We start from the raw sequence: 18,312 nt of genomic DNA on the forward strand, positions 1-18,312 counted from the left end.
TATGGAACCAAAGCAAACCGATTGAGTAACAGTTAACATTTTCGCACGCAGAAAACTAAAACGCGAAACCGAGAAAGCAGTTTTATTTTCTATTCCCAAACATAAAGGTTTGTCGGTGTGAATTAGTAAAAAATGCATTCACGGTTCGCGGAGGGGTAAATCACTTGCGGTTGGTATCAAAAGCACAGATGAATATATTATCTGATTATATGATAATGACGCTAAAATACATGTCAAAAGTGAAATTTGACAAGGACAGTACTTAATAAATCTTTATCAATGTGAATGAAACAAAATGCTTGAAGCAATTAAAATCAACCAAGAAGCATTAAATAAATAAAATCGTTTATATTGCATTGAGTTAATATGTTATTCGTTAAAATAACTTTCAATGCAGCACAAACGACATTTTTTTATAGAAAGGTAGGTGTTTAAAATGTGAAAAAAAATTATTAATTGGCGAGATAAAAATATTAGCAATAAAATTATTTATTGGTTTATTTTTATTTTAGTAATACCGTTTATGCTTGTATGTTTGATAAATTGTGCTTCGGCAATTATTATTATGTTTTTAAAATACCATACACTAGATTTTAAAAATTTTCATATTGCTTATGCTGATAAATATAGTTGGTTAATTTCAATTATTTTGTTTATTATTGCGTTTTTATTTTTCTTTTGATTTTATGTAAGTCATAAAATAGATAATATGGATAGTCCTAAAACAAAACAACAAAAATCAAACAAAGCAAGTGATAAAGAATTTAAAACATTACAGTTAAAAATGCTTGCCCTTAATAATAAGTATGGTATTCTTAAAACTAATTTAACTCAACATACTTTATTGGTTGGGACAACGGGGAGTGGTAAAACAACAACATTAATGTTTTTGGTAAAACAATTAAATCAAATATTTAAACAGACCACAATTATTATTGATGGGAAGGGAGATGTTGATTTAATTAATAAAGTTAAAAAACAAGACCCTAACGCCTTTATTTGAGAAATTGGTGGGTCAACTGAATACAACCCCTTTGCGACAAAAGATAGTGTTGTGTTATCGGATAAGATAATGTCATTGTTTGATTTTTCAGAACCTTTTTATCGTGATAAGGCAAAACATTATTTATTAATTTTATTAGATGTTTTAATAAAAAAGAAAATTCCTATAACGCTAAAAACATTACAGATTATTTCCAACTTGGGAATTTAAGAGTATTGATTGGTGGCATAGTAGAACCTAACCAAATTAAACTTAGTAATTTTGAAGAAAAAGAAATTGTTGGTATGTATAGTAAATTAGATATTTGTTCTATGCAATTAAATAATTCGCTTGGCAAAAATAATAGTTTACTTGAATTGATCACAAAACATAAAACGATTTTGTTTAGTATAAATTCTTTGAAATACCCCGAGTTGGCGGGTGCGGTTGGTAAAATCATAATCCAAGACTTAAAAGAATTAACTACCCTAAAACCAGTTAATCAAAAAATTAACATTGTTTTAGATGAGTTTAATGTCTTTGCAAGTGAAACTATTGTCAATTTGATAAATAAGTCGCGTAGTTTTAATTATCAATGTTTCTTGTCATTTCAAACAATAAATGATTTAAAAACAAACAATATGAATTTAACAGACACTATCTTCGGAAATGTTAGCACTATTGTTTGTCATAACATTAAAGACCCGAACACGGCGGAATATGTAGCGAGTGTCTTTGGTACCAAGAAACCGAAAAACTAACTCGCCAACTTGATTTTAAAAATAACACCGCTGATATGGGTTCGGTGCGTGCGGTGGATGAGTTTATTGTTCACCCGAACGACCTGAAAACTATTAAAATCGGAGAATGCTATTTAAAAACAACGCTACCAAGTGGTAAGTTATTTATTAAAAAAATTGCGGTTGACCCCACTTGTTTAGATTATTTAATTCAACATTTAAACAAATAAATATTTTAAAATATTTATAATTGAGTTAAAATTAATTAAAGTATTTATTTTATTTAATCTATTATGCTATTAATTTCTTTTATTAGTTTAAAAATTATTATTTATAAAATACTTTAATTAATGAAAGGAATTTTTTATATGTACAGAAATTTTCAAAATAATCAATTATTTATAAAAGAGGTAGATGTTATTTTTGCTGATAAAGCAATGTTTAAAACAATTACTGACAAAAATAATATTCAACGCAATTTGTTTTCATTTTATGTAAATGATGACGGACAAAATATTAAATGTGTTACTTGAAACGAAACTGCGGATAATTTAAACAAAGTATTTAATAAAGATACTAAAACAATTGAAATTAAATATCTTCACAAAAATAACAAAAACACTGACGAACTTGAATATAGTGTTAGAGAATTTAATATTATCAATTAAATTATGTTATATTAACAACGATGTATTTAAAATACATCACCTTTATAAATTAGGTTTAAACAAAAACACCTTATTTTACTAAGGTTTTTTTGTTTTTTTAAAATTTATTGATAAATTTATTTATCTGTTGTACAATGTAAATGTTAGCAATTAAATTGCTAGGACAATTAAAAACGGAAACACAACGATTTTTGAACAACAACTGTGTTTCCATAAACATCTTAACATATTTTATTTACCTTAGAATATGTTTATCAATTATTATAATGTTTGTGGAAATAGCGGTCTGTTATTTCCCTTTTTATTTGTTACACAAAAAGGAGTTGAAATTAAATTATTTAATCCCCCTTTGTGGTAAAATAAAAACAACTAAATAAACAAAAAGAAAAATGACCCATCAGTCATTCTTCTATACACCTATTAAGCGGTCCAACAAACCACTTAATTAGGTTATTGATTTAACCCCCACCTTTTGGTAGGTCAGTTAAATTATAACATTTATTTAATTTTTGTGTATAGGTAGAATGAAAAAAAGTTCATTCTACCTATTTTTTTATTTAATATATCAAAACAACACAAAATTCAGTTTATATCAGCGTTGAAATAACCAAAAAGAATTATTCTACATTTTGGAAAATATCAACGCCAATAAAGCGTTTAAATTCGCTCAAAACGGCAGAAAGGAGCAATATTATTATGCAACAATTACAACAAACAGAACAACTCAATTATCACTTTGTTGAGATAAATGGGTTTAATCATAAAGTTATTAATCAACTTGACGAAAAAAACATATCTCTAATTTTTACTTACCAAAAAAATAGTTCGGCAACACCCTACCCGCAAAGATAGTTATAAAGTCAAAATTTATGACAAATTTATTTGTGTTCCAAAAATAATGTGTTTTATTGACAAAACCGGTAAATACTTTTTGGTTGGTCTTGATATGTTTTTTAACTACTGAATTTATAATACGCGTGATAATAATAAATATCGCTTGGCGGGTTATCAAGCAATTAAAGACACTGCAATTAAAGAATTGCATTATTTAACTGTGTCTGCTCGAAGATACGAAAAAGAACAAGCAACAAACCCATTTTTAAGTGGGTTAACTTACCAACAAGCACGCGAACAAATTTGTGATGAAAGCGACAAATTAAAAGCAGAATACCAATCTTTCGTAAAAACTAAGTATTCTGCTAATAAAAAATCATTAATTAAAAATAAAGAGAATAATTCTCTTGTTGATGATTATAACACCTTGTATGAAAAAAACAAGGGCGACCCACCAAAATTATCCGAAGAAGAACTCACCCAGTTATTAGGGGAATTAGACAACTTAAACTAATTCCCCTACCGGGTTCTTAACCCCCCTATCAACAAAGCAGAGAACTTGCATAAAACCAAAGTGTAGCAAGACAACGAATAAACAAAACCAAGATATGGTCGTGATCATATCGTTTTTGCTGTTTGGCAAATCAACTCCTTTTTTCTTACTTTTTTATTCCAATAGAAAACCAAAATAAATACCATTACTATATCAAAACAAAATATTTAATAAATTTTATATATTTTTTAAATAAATTTATTAGTATTTTTTGAATAAAATACTAAATATATTAAAATTTAAGATATAATTATTAGGTATTAATATGGTACTTTTAAATACCATATATAATCTTGTTTAGACTGCGGAACACAAATCATTTTGGCACGCCAATCACCCGAAACCCCGCACTCCCAACGTTGTTGATAGCACGGGGTTTCGGCTTAATGTTTGTGTTCCGCAGTGGTGAGTTTATGTTGGTTATATTAATTGCAATTAATATAACCAACATAAACTCACCTAGTTCCTTTTTTCTTTTTGCCCGTGCCCTTAAAAGAAAAAAGCGAACCGAAAAAAGAAAAAACCCCACCCTTTCAGTAAGACAACGGTGGTTGGTAAGGAGTTGATGTTATGGGTGAGTTAGAAAAAATATTGCTGATGATAAATCGTTGAGGATACTTAAACATAGAACAAGTTGCATTGTTGACACAAAAATCATTTATAAGTGCTAAACGAATTTTAGAACGAAATTTAAAAAAAGGTTTTTATAAAATAGACCAACATACAAGAAAAAACATTTATTATCTTTCTCATAAGGGAAATACTTTTGTTGGGCGTGAACACAAAAAAGCAATTAAAATAAATTGCTATGAAATGCCCCACCAAGATATGCTGATTAAATGACTTTGTAGTCAAACCGACATCGAACATTACCAAACAGAGCGGGAGTTAAAAATGGAAAACGGCAATTTGAATGCTTATCCAGACTTAATTGTTTATAAAACTGACGGAACAATTCAATTAGTCGAGTTTGAACGCACACGAAAAACTCCCGAGCGGTTTTTTAAAAAATTACAGGGTTTAGTAGAATATTATAAACAAAATTATACGGTTCACTGAATTACCCCAACTCAAACCCTCGCCAACTGAATACAAAATCAAGTCAACAAATGACAAGCACCACAAGAACTAAACACCTACGAAATCTGAAACAACAAGGAGTAATTTTTGGGCGAGCGGTTGATTTTTTTAACTCATTTCAATTATTCTAAATATTGATTTAATTATGTATTTGTTTGTTATTTTTAAATTTAAAATATTATTCATAGTTATTTAATTAATTAAATATTTTCTTAATAAAATATTTATTATTATTCTTTGTGCCATTTCATCAAAAATAGCAATGTAAAATGATTTATTTTTAGCATAAGTTTTAGAATATTTCATAAAATGATTTTCCATTTGTTCTTTTGTCATATATAAGTATTTTGTTGCACCATTAATTAATTTAAAATATGCTACATATCCAATAATGGGTAATTTTTCTCTTTCATCTTCATCTTGTATTCAATTAAATTTTAATTTTTCTAAACTGTCATAGTTCATTAATTCTCCAACCCTAACATCTGTTACTGCTATATCTAAATATTGTCCACTTCTTTGTGCTAATTGAATATAACCTTTATAACCTATTTCATATTTAATTTTTTCAATTTCTTTCTCTTCTTTCATTTCTTCTTCTCAAATTTCATTTAAAATTTGTTCTGAATGTTCATCACTTTTTTTAAGTAATTTATTTGATTTTGCCATATTTTTTTCCCTATAAATTCATTTCCACAAACATTATACCATTATTTTAAAACCCTTATTTTATAATGGTTTTTCGTTGTTTGTTTTGCTATTGTCCTCTGTGCTGCATTGAAAGTTATTTTCACGGGGAAATGGTAATAAAAATAATTTTATTTTTAATTAAAATTAATAATATTTATAATACTTGTATTATTTATAATATTTTATTATTATAATATATAAATATTTAATTTTTTAATTAATAATATTTATAATACTTGTATTATTTATAATATTTTATATAATAATTATATTAAAGAAAGGTTATATATTTATGCCACAAACAATAAATAAGCTATCTCACTTAAAAAAGATAAATAATGAAGAATTTTCAGAAAACAATAAAATAGTTAAAAATTTATCTAGTTTTAAAGAAACAAAAGAGTTTAGAAAAAGAAATTTAAAAACAGATGTTTTACCATCAATGACAGTTAAATCAAATTTAATTAAAAAATTCAGAGAAGAAGCACAAAAAAATGATTGAAAATTAACCACACTGATGAATAGAATTTTAGAAGAGCGTTATGGAAAGGAAAACAACAACAATGAAGATGATTAGTTTTTGTAACAAAAAAGGTGGAGTAGGCAAAACGACATTATGCAAAAATGTCGCTTATAAGTTATCCCTTGATGGGGCAAAGGTTTTATTGATTGACCTTGACCCACAAGCAACCTTATCAGTCCAATTTGCGACAAAAGATATTTTCCAAAATAAATCATTATCAAAAATTATTAATGCTATTGATATGTTACCTATAAAAAGTCTTATTCAAAAAACAAAGTATAAAAACATTGATATTATTGTTGGAAATGAAGAATTAAATAAAAGTAGTACTCTAATTAATACTATTTATCAAGAAAAAGATAGAGATTTAATTGCAGACATTATTTATCAATCAAACCAAAAAACTTTTGATGGTTATGATTATGTGTTGATTGACTACCCACCAACTGTACAAGAATTGGGACTATCTTTTTTAACTTTATCAGATTTAATTATTATTCCAATCAATTCTGGTATAGGTAGTTATAAGGGTATTATTGATTTGAAAAATACATTAAATGTTATTTGCAGAAAAAATAACAGAAATATACCAAAAATTAATATTATTCTTAATAATATTAAGGATAATGAAAATACTGCTACCGTTTTAGAATGATTAAAAAATGATAGTATTTATGAATTTTTATCTGAAAATATAATAAAACACTCTGATACATTTATTAAGACTGAAAATAAACTAAATAGTATTTGGGATAATAATGTTTATTGGCGACAGAAACAAGCATACGAAGAACTCATCAAGGAAATCAAATAACTATGAAAATAGATGAAAATATTTGTCTTGCTCCTCACTGTGAAGAACCAATATTGCTTGTTGATATAATGACTTTGTTTTGTGCAGAACATAGCAAAAGGTTTTTTGCTTTTTGGTCAAGATATGAGGTTGATAGTGAATTAGAAAATATGTTAGAAATAGATGAAGAATTCCAAAAAGAATTTTTTACTGATATGGTTTATGATTTTTGTTATGAAGATATTGAAGAATGAAAGAAAATAAATACACCCCCTATAAAAAATAAACAAAAAAGAAAAAAGAAAAAAAATAAAAACAAAAAACGAAAGTAGATAAAATAACGATGAAAAAAATAGATAATAAAGACACTATCAATCATAATTTAATGATTGTCGATGTTGATTTACAAAAATGCTTGAATTGTAGTTTTACCATTCAAAAAATCGATGATAATTGATTTACGATCAATACGGGGGATAACAACTGTAGTAAATAACAATAATATCAAAAAAACCACACCTATAAATTAGATGTGGTAAAATAATATTAGTAAGCGACTTCTTCTCCTTACTCGTTAAAATTATATAAAGTGATAGTAATTTATTTGGAGATAAATTACTATCGTGGAAACACTAGCATGCAACTAGCGTTTCCACAGACAATTTTAACATATTTCTTGGTGGTATTTTTGTGATACCATTGTGAAATATGTTAGAAATTGTTTTGTGGGAATAGTGCTGTGGTGCTATTCCTATTTTTATTGTTCAGAAAGGAATACAGAAATGAAAAAATTATTAAGTGTATTAACAATATCAACGCTGACAGCGAGCATTCCCGCACCGTTGCTTGCCAACACACCCGCAACACGCACCTTGACATTTAACTCAAACAACGATTACCTACCACCAAAAGAAATCAAATATATAAAAGACAAAGTTTCACCAATCACAGTTGATAGCAATGACAACATTTATTTTGGGACAAATAACGGTGTTTTTGTGTTAAAACAAGGTGCAACAACCCCAACGGCAATAGATGGAATAACTGGAAAAATAAATTCCCTTGCCGTTGATAGTAACGACAACATTTATTTTGGAACAAATAACGGTGCGTATAAGTTATCTGCAGGGTCAACAACACCAACGGCAATAGATGAAATAACTGGAAAAATAAATTCCCTTGCCGTTGATAGTTCTAATAATATTTATTTTACCACATCTAATTTAGACGGTATTTGATTATTGGCACAAAAGCGATTAATACCAACGGCAATAGATGGAATAACTGGAAAAATAAATTCCCTTGCCGTTGATACTAAAAATAACATTTATTTTGGTAAAGGCAATGGTGTTTTTGTGTTAAAACAAGGTGCAACAACCCCAACGGCAATAGATGGAATAACTGGAAAAATAAATTCCCTTGCCGTTGATAGTTCTAATAATATTTATGTTGAAACAAATGATATTATTTATTTTTTTCAAACTGCTTTGTCTTGGGTGAAAACACAAAGTCAGTTTAACTTAGTTGATAGTATGAAAGCGATGACTTGAACTCGCCCCGACTTGCTTACGGTTGATGGGGAGTTAAACATTGATATTGCCAACCCCAACATTGATAAGGTTGTCTTTGATAATGTCCAACAACCACAAACAAGTAAACAATGACATATCAATGTTAAACCCGAAACCGCACCCCGCGACCATAATTTACAAGTATTTTTTACTTTGGAAGGTAAACAATACACGAGTGAAATTATTGTCTCGATGCAAGCGAAAATTGACCCACCAGCAACAAGTAAACAAGAAAATTTAAGTGAGTTAATTAAAACGACTGATTTAGGAAATATCTTAGATAACAACGATGACACTATTTTTTCTGCTGTTAATCAAAAAAATCACAATGTTATTGATGATTTTTCGCAAATTGAAATAACAAAAAAAGATAATAATTCTGCAACTTTAACCGCGAAAAAAGATAGTAAAAGTTATGCGGGTTCGGTTGATGTTAAATACAATGTTGTTTCAGCAACGACAGTTGATTTAAAAATCGATGTAACACCAACATCATCAACCGCAACGGTAATAAAAGATTATCTTTTTCAAATTGATACAAGTAACCTAACAAACCCAGTTAACACTTTTTACTATGCAAGTAGTGAAAGTATTATCACAATCGTTAAACCAACACCAAGCAGTGTGATAACTGGGTTTGTGTATGGTTGTGATGATCAATGAAATAAAACATCACAATCAAGCAATATTGACCCAACAAACGGCGTTAAACTTGATGGGTCGCAATTAGCAACAACAAATGGTAAATATGTTGTTGAACTGTCAGACAACTTGGGACATACCAACAATGTTTATTTACAAATAAACGAAAAGAAAAAAGATATAAAAGAATATTGAAATACTGATAATGGCAAACAATTTGAAATTTGAGCGAAAGCAAATGGATACGACAATATCCGTGGGTATAGTGCTAGTCAATTAAACAATCTTTTTGCAGATAGTAAAAATTGACAACAACTAGCAAGTGATAGTCAAATTGCGAGTGCTGTTGCGGACTGATTTAAAACCAATGGTAAACTGTCAGCAACCGAACCGTTGACAAAAGAGCAAGTTGTCGAGCAGTTAAAAACGCAAATCCCAAGTGATATCAAAATTGATGGGGTAAATACCAGCAATTATGAGAAAGACCAAGTTTCGTTTGTTTTAAACCAAAGTGATTTTAAACCAAATGACAAAGTAAACATTACTGTTAAATACAATAATGCGACATCAGAACAATTTACCTTGCAAATCAAAGACAGCAAGACACCCGATAACAATAATAAAGGTAAGGATAGCAAACTGTGAATTATTGGCGTTGTTGCGGGTGTCTTGGCGGGTCTTGGTCTGGCATATTTGTTGTTTAAAAGATTTGTCTTTGATAAATATTTTTTACCAAAAATTAACAAACGCCGCCACGATAAATTAGTTGAAAAAGTTAGAAAAGAAGAAGCAGAAAAAGAAGCACAAAATAATAAAGGCGGTGATGAATAATGTTGACTTTGTTAGCAACAAGCGGGGTAAATGATTTACTTAACAAAATTTTAGGTATTGCTTTGCCAATATTAATTGCTATTGCAGTTGTATCAGCAATTATTATGATTGGTGTTTATGCGATTGGGGTAAATTTAACGCTGATAGTAGCAACCGCAAAGAAACAATTAAAAAAGTAATGTGAGTTTTAATTTGCTTGTTAATTGTTATTCTTGCAAGTGTAATTGTCTTGGCGTTTAAAGATACTATCGCCCCAATCACAAGTTAGGGGGTGTAAATATGTTGTTCTGAAAACGAAAACAAGATAATTTAACGGTTATAAAATCAAAAAAACCAATATTAAAACAAGGGTTAGAGCAATTTATCGCTTACTATTTTAAAAAAATATTTACAATATTGGCAATCGCAATGATACCCTTGTTAATTATTGGTTGTATTGTGATTGCGATATTAGCGGTGGTTTTGTGGTTTTTGCCAAATACCGAACCAGCAACTAATATCCAAACATTTTTTTCTAATACTTTAAATGTTGAAACAGTAGAAACAACTGGCGGGTCAAACATAATGGGGGACATTATTGGGTGAGCAATAAATAGTTTTTGTGCTATTTTGTATCTTATTTTTATCAAACCGATTGTTTGGTTGTTGGGTGGAATGCAAGATGTCGTATACTTTATTGGTGGGGGAGCGTTAAGCGAACAATTATTTAGTATGAATAATATTAGCACGATATATTGGTTGTTGTTTGGTATTGCAATGGCGATGTTAATTGTCATTATTGGCACAAAAGCGATAGCGTGAATGTATAACAATCGCCGCCACGAAATAAAAGCGGCAATTACAAATATACTTATCATCATTATTGCCATTCCTTTAATACCGACATTGTTTATTATGGCAAATACAATTATGACGATGGTTGTTAAATTGTTTTTGCAAAATGCCCCAATAGATACAAATAATATTGCTTTGGCGATTTTTAATTCGTCGTTTGATAATGGTGTTCATCATTTTAGTTATATTCCAGTGTCGTGGACTTTTGATGATAGTGGGTCTTTTAGTTATATTATTTGTTTGATTTCTGAGTGTTTTATGGTTTATATTATGTTTACTGTTTGTTTGTTTTTATTTTGGCGGGTAATTGAATTGTTTATCTTATTGTGTTACTCGCCCGTGGTTGTTGTAATGAGTGTCACCGACCAAGGACAACAATTTCGTAATTGAAAAGATATGGTTATTGGGCGATTTATAAGTTATGCCTTTATGTTTATAACTTACAACATATTTATTATGAGTATTGCGGTGTTGGGGCAAGTGGCAACATTTATGCCTAATTCTTTATCACAACCAATCTTTATCTTACTTGGTATCTTTGCCTTTGGTTTTGCCGTTGCAAAATCACCACAAATTATAACAAGTTTAATTGGCGGTAATACAGCGATGAGCGATAGTATCGGTAATCTGATGTCGTTTGGAATGGCAACTAACCTTGCTAAAATTGGCGGTAAATTCGCGTGAAAATCGGGGAAATTTGCCGCTCGTAATGTAGTTGGTAAACCAATTGGTTTAACCCAAGGGATAAGTAGTGCAATGAAAAGCGGTACCCCATTTAAAGATGCGGCAGCGGGGACTTTGTTTGGTGGTTTTAACCCTAATACGGGGGGTGTTGCCAGTGCCTTTGCTGGTCAAGCAATGAAAACGAAAGATAAAGTTATGACAAATATAAGTGATTATCAAACATTCAAAGAACAACGAAAACAGAAAACAAATAAAGACAGTGTTTTACAACAAGAAAACACTAAAACAACAAAGAAAGAAAAAGGAGACAAAAACAATGGAAAATAACACAAAAATTATCACTAAAAAAGCAAGTAAAGTCAGATTTACTGTTTCCAATGCTCTTGGTGGTATTGGTTGACAAGAACTTTTTATTATTTTTGCCGCGGTGGTTTTGATAACTTTATCTTTGACTTTGCTTGCAAAATTATCCTTGCTGGCGGGGGTTATTACAACTGTTATTGTTGCTATTTTAACAATATTTTTGATTGCACCTAATAAAAATGGTGAAAAATTATACTATGTGATTTTTGTTGCTATTGTGTTCTTATTTAAAAATAAAAATCATAAAATAGAAAACACGAATAACATACAAATTATCAATAACCGTGTTATTTTTAACAAAAAACAAGCACTTATATATAAAATAAATACCGTTGATTTAACATTGTCAACGCAAGAAGAACGCAATACACCGATTTATGACTTTTCTAATTATTTGCGTGGACTAAATTTTAATTTTGAAATTATCAAAATTGATAGTAAGTTGAATTTTAACAAAAATAAAAACTATCTTACACAGACTTTAAAGCAAGATAGTTTAAAAAATTCACAAAAACACCAATTAAATAATTTTTTGTCGATGTCTGAATACTTGGAAAACCAAAATTTAAAACTCGAACAAAATTATTATTTAATTGTTTTCACTAATAATAACGATAAAAAACTTGAATTATCGTTGTTATCGTATAATCAACATCTTTCTTTGACTTTGCCAACAAGCGAAGAAATTAAGAAAATTGTTGATAAAAAAATCATACCAACAAATACAGCAATTTCAACATTACCAACATCGATTAAAGAAACTGCAAATTATTTGAAACTGGATAATAATAAATTTGTTAGTTATCTTACTGTTAATCAATTTCCGTTGACTGTTAATGATATGTGGTTGAGTAATTTTAGCGAAATAGAAAATGTCAATATTTCTATTCGTGTTCACCATTTAGATAATATTACAGCGTTTAAATTGCTTGACCGTGCTATACGAAGAGCACAAGACCAAGAAACTAAAAAAGCAAGTGAAGATATTGAATATAACTTATATTTACAAAATTTTAATGAGTTATTACAACTTATTCAAGTTGGGGGTGAAACCTTAAAAATGGTTTCAATTATTTTCACTTGCTTTGCTGATAGTAAAACTGGTTTAGACCAAGTTGTTTCAAATTTAAAAAATGAAATGATAAGAAATCGTTTTACTATTAATGATTTGACATTTCGCCAATTTACAACATATAAATTTTTGTTATTTAACAATAATGATAAATTAAAAAACATCGAGCAAGAAATGGCAACGATTACTCTTGCGAGTGCTTGACCGTTTCCAAGTAAACCATTAAATGACCCTCGCGGGTTAATAATGGGTGAAAATGAACAAATACAACCCATTATCTTTGATATAAAAACCAAGTCATCAGTAAGAGCAAGTCATAACGCTTTTATTGTTGGTCAGATGGGATTTGGAAAAACTTTTAATGTTAAAAAGCAATTAAATTGATTATATTGTAATAACACAAAAATTTATATTATTGACCCACAACGCGAATATGGTAGTTTTGCCAATTACCACGGTGGAGAAATTATTGAATTTGGTAATAACCCAAAAGCAAAAATTAACCCCTTAGAAATCTTTACTGATAATTTTTCCGAACACATTTCATTACTAGAACAATGGTTTAAAAATTTGTATAGTGATTTAACAAATATAGACCTTGCTAAATTACAAGAATATATTATTCAATTATATAAAAACTTTAAAATTACTGCTGATACAAATTTAAAAAAATTATCTCGAAAAGATTATCCAATTTTAACTGATTTATATAACTTGGTATATCAAAAAGAACAAGATACTTTGTTAGAAAAAATGTTGTGAAAACTAACCAAGGGAGCAGACGGCACCCTATTTAATGGTGTTAGTACCTTAGAAATTAAAAGCGACTTGATTGTTTTTGATATTTACAATATGGCAAAATCAAAAACAATTGCTAACGCCCAAATGTATTTGTTGTTAGCGTTGCTTGACCGTGTTATGAAAAAAAATAAGGAAGATAATTTAAACTTACCACTTGAGCAACAGAGTTGAATTTGTATTGCGGTGGATGAAGCACACTTATTAATTAACGAAGATAATTTGCTTGCCCTTAATTATTTATTTACTTTATCGAAAACTTGTCGTAAATTTAACGGAATTTTATATATTTTAACGCAAAGTATCGGTGACTTTACCCAGCACGGCGAAAATGTTAAACGCCAAGCACGGGGAATAATTGAACAGTGTACTTATCAATTTATTCATCACTTAAATTCAATCGGTTTGCAAAATTATACTGAATTATTGACTGATAACAATATGATAAATGCGTATGAGAAAAATGTTATTTTAACACCTAAAAAGGGACTTTGCTTATTTAGTATCAATGATAAACGCTATATTTTGCAAGTTATCGCCACAAGCGAAGAAATCAAAGCAATCGGTACCCAAGAAGACATTAATAACCTAGGAAAGGAAACATAAATTATGGAACCAAAGCAAACCGATTGAGTAACAGTTAACATTTTCGCACGCAGAAAACTAAAACGCGAAACCGAGAAAGCAGTTTTATTTTCTATTCCCAAACATAAAGGTTTGTCGGTGTGAATTAGTAAAAAATGCATTCACGGTTCGCGGAGGGGTAAATCACTTGCGGTTGGTATCAAAAGCACAGATGAATATATTATCTGATTATATGATAATGACGCTAAAATACATGTCAAAAGTGAAATTTGACAAGGACAGTACTTAATAAATCTTTATCAATGTGAATGAAACAAAATGCTTGAAGCAATTAAAATCAACCAAGAAGCATTAAATAAATAAAATCGTTTATATTGCATTGAGTTAATATGTTATTCGTTAAAATAACTTTCAATGCAGCACAAACGACATTTTTTTATAGAAAGGTAGGTGTTTAAAATGTGAAAAAAAATTATTAATTGGCGAGATAAAAATATTAGCAATAAAATTATTTATTGGTTTATTTTTATTTTAGTAATACCGTTTATGCTTGTATGTTTGATAAATTGTGCTTCGGCAATTATTATTATGTTTTTAAAATACCATACACTAGATTTTAAAAATTTTCATATTGCTTATGCTGATAAATATAGTTGGTTAATTTCAATTATTTTGTTTATTATTGCGTTTTTATTTTTCTTTTGATTTTATGTAAGTCATAAAATAGATAATATGGATAGTCCTAAAACAAAACAACAAAAATCAAACAAAGCAAGTGATAAAGAATTTAAAACATTACAGTTAAAAATGCTTGCTCTTAATAATAAGTATGGTATTCCCAAAACTAATTTAACTCAACATACTTTATTGGTTGGGACAACGGGGAGTGGTAAAACAACAACATTAATGTTTTTGGTAAAACAATTAACTCAAATATTTAAACAGACCACAATTATTATTGATGGAAAGGGGGATATTGATTTAATTGATAAAGTTAAACAACAAGACCCTAACGCCTTTATTTGAGAAATTGGTGGGTCAACTGAATACAACCCCTTTGCGACAAAAGATAGTGTTGTGTTATCGGATAAGATAATGTCGTTGTTTGATTTTTCAGAACCTTTTTATCGTGATAAGGCAAAACATTATTTATTAATTTTATTAGATGTTTTAATAAAAAAGAAAATTCCTATAACGCTAAAAACCATTACAGATTATTTCCAACTTGGGAATTTAAGAGTATTGATTGGCGGCATAGTAGAACCTAACCAGATTAAACTTAGTAATTTTGAAGAAAAAGAAATTGTTGGTATGTATAGTAAATTAGATATTTGTTCTATGCAATTAAATAATTCGCTTGGCAAAAATAATAGTTTACTTGAATTGATCACAAAACATAAAACGATTTTGTTTAGTATAAATTCTTTGAAATACCCCGAGTTGGCGGGTGCGGTTGGTAAAATCATAATCCAAGACTTAAAAGAATTAACTACCCTAAAACCAGTTAATCAAAAAATTAACATTGTTTTAGATGAGTTTAATGTCTTTGCAAGTGAAACTATTGTCAATTTGATAAATAAGTCGCGTAGTTTTAATTATCAATGTTTCTTGTCATTTCAAACAATAAATGATTTAAAAACAAACAATATGAATTTAACAGACACTATCTTCGGAAATGTTAGCACTATTGTTTGTCATAACATTAAAGACCCGAACACGGCGGAATATGTAGCGAGTGTCTTTGGTACTCAAGAAACCGAAAAACTAACTCGCCAACTTGATTTTAAAAATAACACCGCTGATATGGGTTCGGTGCGTGCGGTGGATGAGTTTATTGTTCACCCGAACGACCTGAAAACTATTAAAATCGGAGAATGCTATTTAAAACAACGCTACCAAGTGGTAAGTTATTTATTAAAAAAATTGCGGTTGACCCCACTTGTTTAGATTATTTAATTCAACATTTAAACAAATAAATATTTTAAAATATTTATAATTGAGTTAAAATTAATTAAAGTATTTATTTTATTTAATCTATTATGCTATTAATTTCTTTTATTAGTTTAAAAATTATTATTTATAAAATACTTTAATTAATGAAAGGAATTTTTTATATGTACAGAAATTTTCAAAATAATCAATTATTTATAAAAGAGGTAGATGTTATTTTTGCTGATAAAGCAATGTTTAAAACAATTACTGACAAAAATAATATTCAACGCAATTTGTTTTCATTTTATGTAAATGATGACGGACAAAATATTAAATGTGTTACTTGAAACGAAACTGCGGATAATTTAAACAAAGTATTTAATAAAGATACTAAAACAATTGAAATTAAATATCTTCACAAAAATAACAAAAACACTGACGAACTTGAATATAGTGTTAGAGAATTTAATATTATCAATTAAATTATGTTATATTAACAACGATGTATTTAAAATACATCACCTTTATAAATTAGGTTTAAACAAAAACACCTTATTTTACTAAGGTTTTTTGTTTTTTTTAAAATTTATTGATAAATTTATTTATCTGTTGTACAATGTAAATGTTAGCAATTAAATTGCTAGGACAATTAAAAACGGAAACACAACGATTTTTGAACAACACTGTGTTTCCATAAACATCTTAACATATTTTATTTACCTTAGAATATGTTTATCAATTATTATAATGTTTGTGGAAATAGCGGTCTGTTATTTCCCTTTTTATTTGTTACACAAAAAGGAGTTGAAATTAAATTATTTAATCCCCCTTTGTGGTAAAATAAAAACAACTAAATAAACAAAAAGAAAAATGACCCATCAGTCATTCTTCTATACACCTATTAAGCGGTCAAGCAAACCACTTAATTAGGTTATTGATTTAACCCCACCTTTTGGTAGGTCAGTTAAATTATAACATTTATTTAATTTTTGTGTATAGGTAGAATGAAAAAAAGTTCATTCTACCTATTTTTTATTTAATATATCAAAACAACACAAAATTCAGTTTATATCAGCGTTGAAATAACCAAAAAGAATATTATTCTACATTTTGGAAAATATCAACGCCAATAAAGAGTTTAAATTCGCTCAAAACGGCAGAAAGGAGCAATATTATTATGCAACAATTACAACAAACAGAACAACTCAATTATCACTTTGTTGAGATAAATGGGTTTAATCATAAAGTTATTAATCAACTTGATGAAAATAAACATATCTCTAATTTTTACTTACCGAAAAAAATAGTTCGGCAACACCCTACCCGCAAAGATAGTTATAAAGTCAAAATTTATGACAAATTTATTTGTGTTCCTAAAAAAATGTGTTTTATTGACAAAACCGGTAAATACTTTTTGGTTGGTCTTGATATGTTTTTTAACTACTGAATTTATAATACGCGTGATAATAATAAATATCGCTTGGCGGTTATCAAGCAATTAAAGACACTGCAATTAAAGAATTGCATTATTTAACTGTGTCTGCTCGAAGATACGAAAAAGAACAAGCAACAAACCCATTTTTAAGTGGTTAACTTACCAACAAGCACGCGAACAAATTTGTGATGAAAGCGACAAATTAAAAGCAGAATACCAATCTTTCGTAAAAACTAAGTATTCTGCTAATAAAAAATCATTAATTAAAAATAAAGAGAATAATTCTCTTGTTGATGATTATAACACCTTGTATGAAAAAAACAAGGGCGACCCACCAAAATTATCCGAAGAAGAACTCACCCAGTTATTAGGGGAATTAGACAACTTAAACTAATTCCCCTACCGGTTCTTAACCCCCTATCAACAAAGCAGAGAACTTGCATAAAACCAAAGATGTAGCAAGACAACGAATAAACAAAACCAAGATATGGTCGTGATCATATCGTTTTTGCTGTTTGGCAAATCAACTCCTTTTTTCTTACTTTTTTATTCCAATAGAAAACCAAAATAAATACCATTACTATATCAAAACAAAATATTTAATAAATTTTATATATTTTTTAAATAAATTTATTAGTATTTTTTGAATAAAATACTAAATATATTAAAATTTAAGATATAATTATTAGGTATTAATATGGT

At 28.5% G+C, this 18,312-nt stretch carries 20 protein-coding genes; 19 read left to right on the forward strand and 1 reads right to left on the reverse strand.

What is annotated here, in order from left to right; genetic code table 4:
* The first annotated feature begins 1 nt into the window (after position 1).
* From SDAV_RS11295 to SDAV_RS11320, 8 genes are all read left to right on the forward strand, one after another.
* On the forward strand, positions 2 to 340 hold the full coding sequence (locus SDAV_RS11295; RefSeq protein ID WP_114565653.1) for a hypothetical protein: 339 nt from the start codon (positions 2 to 4) through the stop codon (positions 338 to 340).
* A gap of 96 nt (positions 341 to 436) precedes the next feature.
* A complete protein-coding gene (locus tag SDAV_RS11300; protein WP_114565662.1) occupies positions 437 to 1,213 on the forward strand; it encodes a type IV secretion system DNA-binding domain-containing protein in 777 nt (258 codons plus the stop codon).
* A 5-nt stretch (positions 1,214 to 1,218) separates the two neighbouring features.
* On the forward strand, positions 1,219 to 1,743 hold the full coding sequence (locus SDAV_RS11305; protein WP_114565663.1) for a TraM recognition domain-containing protein: 525 nt from the start codon (positions 1,219 to 1,221) through the stop codon (positions 1,741 to 1,743).
* Between the two features lie 53 nt (positions 1,744 to 1,796).
* A complete protein-coding gene (locus SDAV_RS12460) occupies positions 1,797 to 1,952 on the forward strand; it encodes a hypothetical protein (RefSeq protein ID WP_186823502.1) in 156 nt (51 codons plus the stop codon).
* A gap of 138 nt (positions 1,953 to 2,090) precedes the next feature.
* Entirely contained in the window at positions 2,091 to 2,390 is a 300-nt protein-coding gene (locus SDAV_RS11310; RefSeq protein WP_114565623.1) for a hypothetical protein, read from the forward strand.
* A gap of 696 nt (positions 2,391 to 3,086) precedes the next feature.
* Positions 3,087 to 3,242 carry a hypothetical protein gene (locus SDAV_RS12465; RefSeq protein WP_186823503.1) on the forward strand — a complete coding sequence of 52 codons (156 nt, stop codon included), beginning with the start codon at positions 3,087 to 3,089 and terminating at the stop codon, positions 3,240 to 3,242.
* Between the two features lie 46 nt (positions 3,243 to 3,288).
* A complete protein-coding gene (locus SDAV_RS11315) occupies positions 3,289 to 3,738 on the forward strand; it encodes a hypothetical protein (RefSeq protein ID WP_151202550.1) in 450 nt (149 codons plus the stop codon).
* A 609-nt stretch (positions 3,739 to 4,347) separates the two neighbouring features.
* Entirely contained in the window at positions 4,348 to 4,941 is a 594-nt protein-coding gene (locus tag SDAV_RS11320; protein WP_114565656.1) for a hypothetical protein, read from the forward strand.
* Between the two features lie 108 nt (positions 4,942 to 5,049).
* On the opposite strand, the gene SDAV_RS11325 is transcribed toward SDAV_RS11320, so the two are convergent.
* Positions 5,050 to 5,526, reverse strand: a complete 477-nt coding sequence (locus SDAV_RS11325) for a recombinase RecT (protein WP_114565665.1) — start codon at positions 5,524 to 5,526, stop codon at positions 5,050 to 5,052.
* A 313-nt stretch (positions 5,527 to 5,839) separates the two neighbouring features.
* Here SDAV_RS11325 and SDAV_RS11330 point away from each other — a divergent pair, with 313 nt between their 5' ends.
* From SDAV_RS11330 to SDAV_RS11380, 11 genes are all read left to right on the forward strand, one after another.
* Entirely contained in the window at positions 5,840 to 6,124 is a 285-nt protein-coding gene (locus tag SDAV_RS11330; RefSeq protein ID WP_114565666.1) for a hypothetical protein, read from the forward strand.
* Complete coding sequence (locus SDAV_RS11335; RefSeq protein WP_186823504.1) at positions 6,111 to 6,884, forward strand: ParA family protein; 774 nt, start codon at positions 6,111 to 6,113, stop codon at positions 6,882 to 6,884. Before SDAV_RS11330 ends, SDAV_RS11335 begins: the two co-directional genes overlap by 14 nt.
* Positions 6,836 to 7,195, forward strand: a complete 360-nt coding sequence (locus SDAV_RS12470; protein ID WP_186823505.1) for a hypothetical protein — start codon at positions 6,836 to 6,838, stop codon at positions 7,193 to 7,195. Before SDAV_RS11335 ends, SDAV_RS12470 begins: the two co-directional genes overlap by 49 nt.
* A gap of 450 nt (positions 7,196 to 7,645) precedes the next feature.
* The gene (locus tag SDAV_RS11345) at positions 7,646 to 9,907 is read left to right on the forward strand and encodes an adhesin (protein WP_114565669.1); all 2,262 of its coding nucleotides are present in this window, start codon (positions 7,646 to 7,648) and stop codon (positions 9,905 to 9,907) included.
* Positions 9,907 to 10,086, forward strand: a complete 180-nt coding sequence (locus SDAV_RS11350; protein WP_114565670.1) for a hypothetical protein — start codon at positions 9,907 to 9,909, stop codon at positions 10,084 to 10,086. The genes SDAV_RS11345 and SDAV_RS11350 overlap by 1 nt, the downstream gene beginning before the upstream one ends.
* Before the next feature lie 100 nt (positions 10,087 to 10,186).
* Entirely contained in the window at positions 10,187 to 11,752 is a 1,566-nt protein-coding gene (locus tag SDAV_RS11355; protein WP_114565671.1) for an Mbov_0396 family ICE element transmembrane protein, read from the forward strand.
* Positions 11,742 to 14,264: an Mbov_0397 family ICE element conjugal transfer ATPase gene (locus SDAV_RS11360; protein ID WP_114565672.1), complete on the forward strand. Its 2,523-nt coding sequence runs from the start codon at positions 11,742 to 11,744 to the stop codon at positions 14,262 to 14,264. The genes SDAV_RS11355 and SDAV_RS11360 overlap by 11 nt, the downstream gene beginning before the upstream one ends.
* A 3-nt stretch (positions 14,265 to 14,267) precedes the next feature.
* Positions 14,268 to 14,606, forward strand: coding sequence for a hypothetical protein (locus SDAV_RS11365; protein WP_114565653.1), 339 nt, complete (start codon positions 14,268 to 14,270; stop codon positions 14,604 to 14,606).
* A 96-nt stretch (positions 14,607 to 14,702) separates the two neighbouring features.
* Positions 14,703 to 16,190 carry a type IV secretion system DNA-binding domain-containing protein gene (locus SDAV_RS11370; protein WP_114565673.1) on the forward strand — a complete coding sequence of 496 codons (1,488 nt, stop codon included), beginning with the start codon at positions 14,703 to 14,705 and terminating at the stop codon, positions 16,188 to 16,190.
* A gap of 167 nt (positions 16,191 to 16,357) precedes the next feature.
* Positions 16,358 to 16,657: a hypothetical protein gene (locus SDAV_RS11375; protein WP_114565623.1), complete on the forward strand. Its 300-nt coding sequence runs from the start codon at positions 16,358 to 16,360 to the stop codon at positions 16,655 to 16,657.
* 695 nt (positions 16,658 to 17,352) lie between these two features.
* The gene (locus SDAV_RS11380; RefSeq protein ID WP_114565674.1) at positions 17,353 to 17,709 is read left to right on the forward strand and encodes a hypothetical protein; all 357 of its coding nucleotides are present in this window, start codon (positions 17,353 to 17,355) and stop codon (positions 17,707 to 17,709) included.
* The last annotated feature ends 603 nt before the right edge of the window (positions 17,710 to 18,312 follow it).

Origin of the sequence: Spiroplasma phoeniceum P40, from assembly GCF_003339775.1 — a bacterium.
In the GTDB taxonomy this organism is placed as follows: Bacteria; Bacillota_I; Bacilli_A; order Mycoplasmatales; family Mycoplasmataceae; genus Spiroplasma; species Spiroplasma phoeniceum.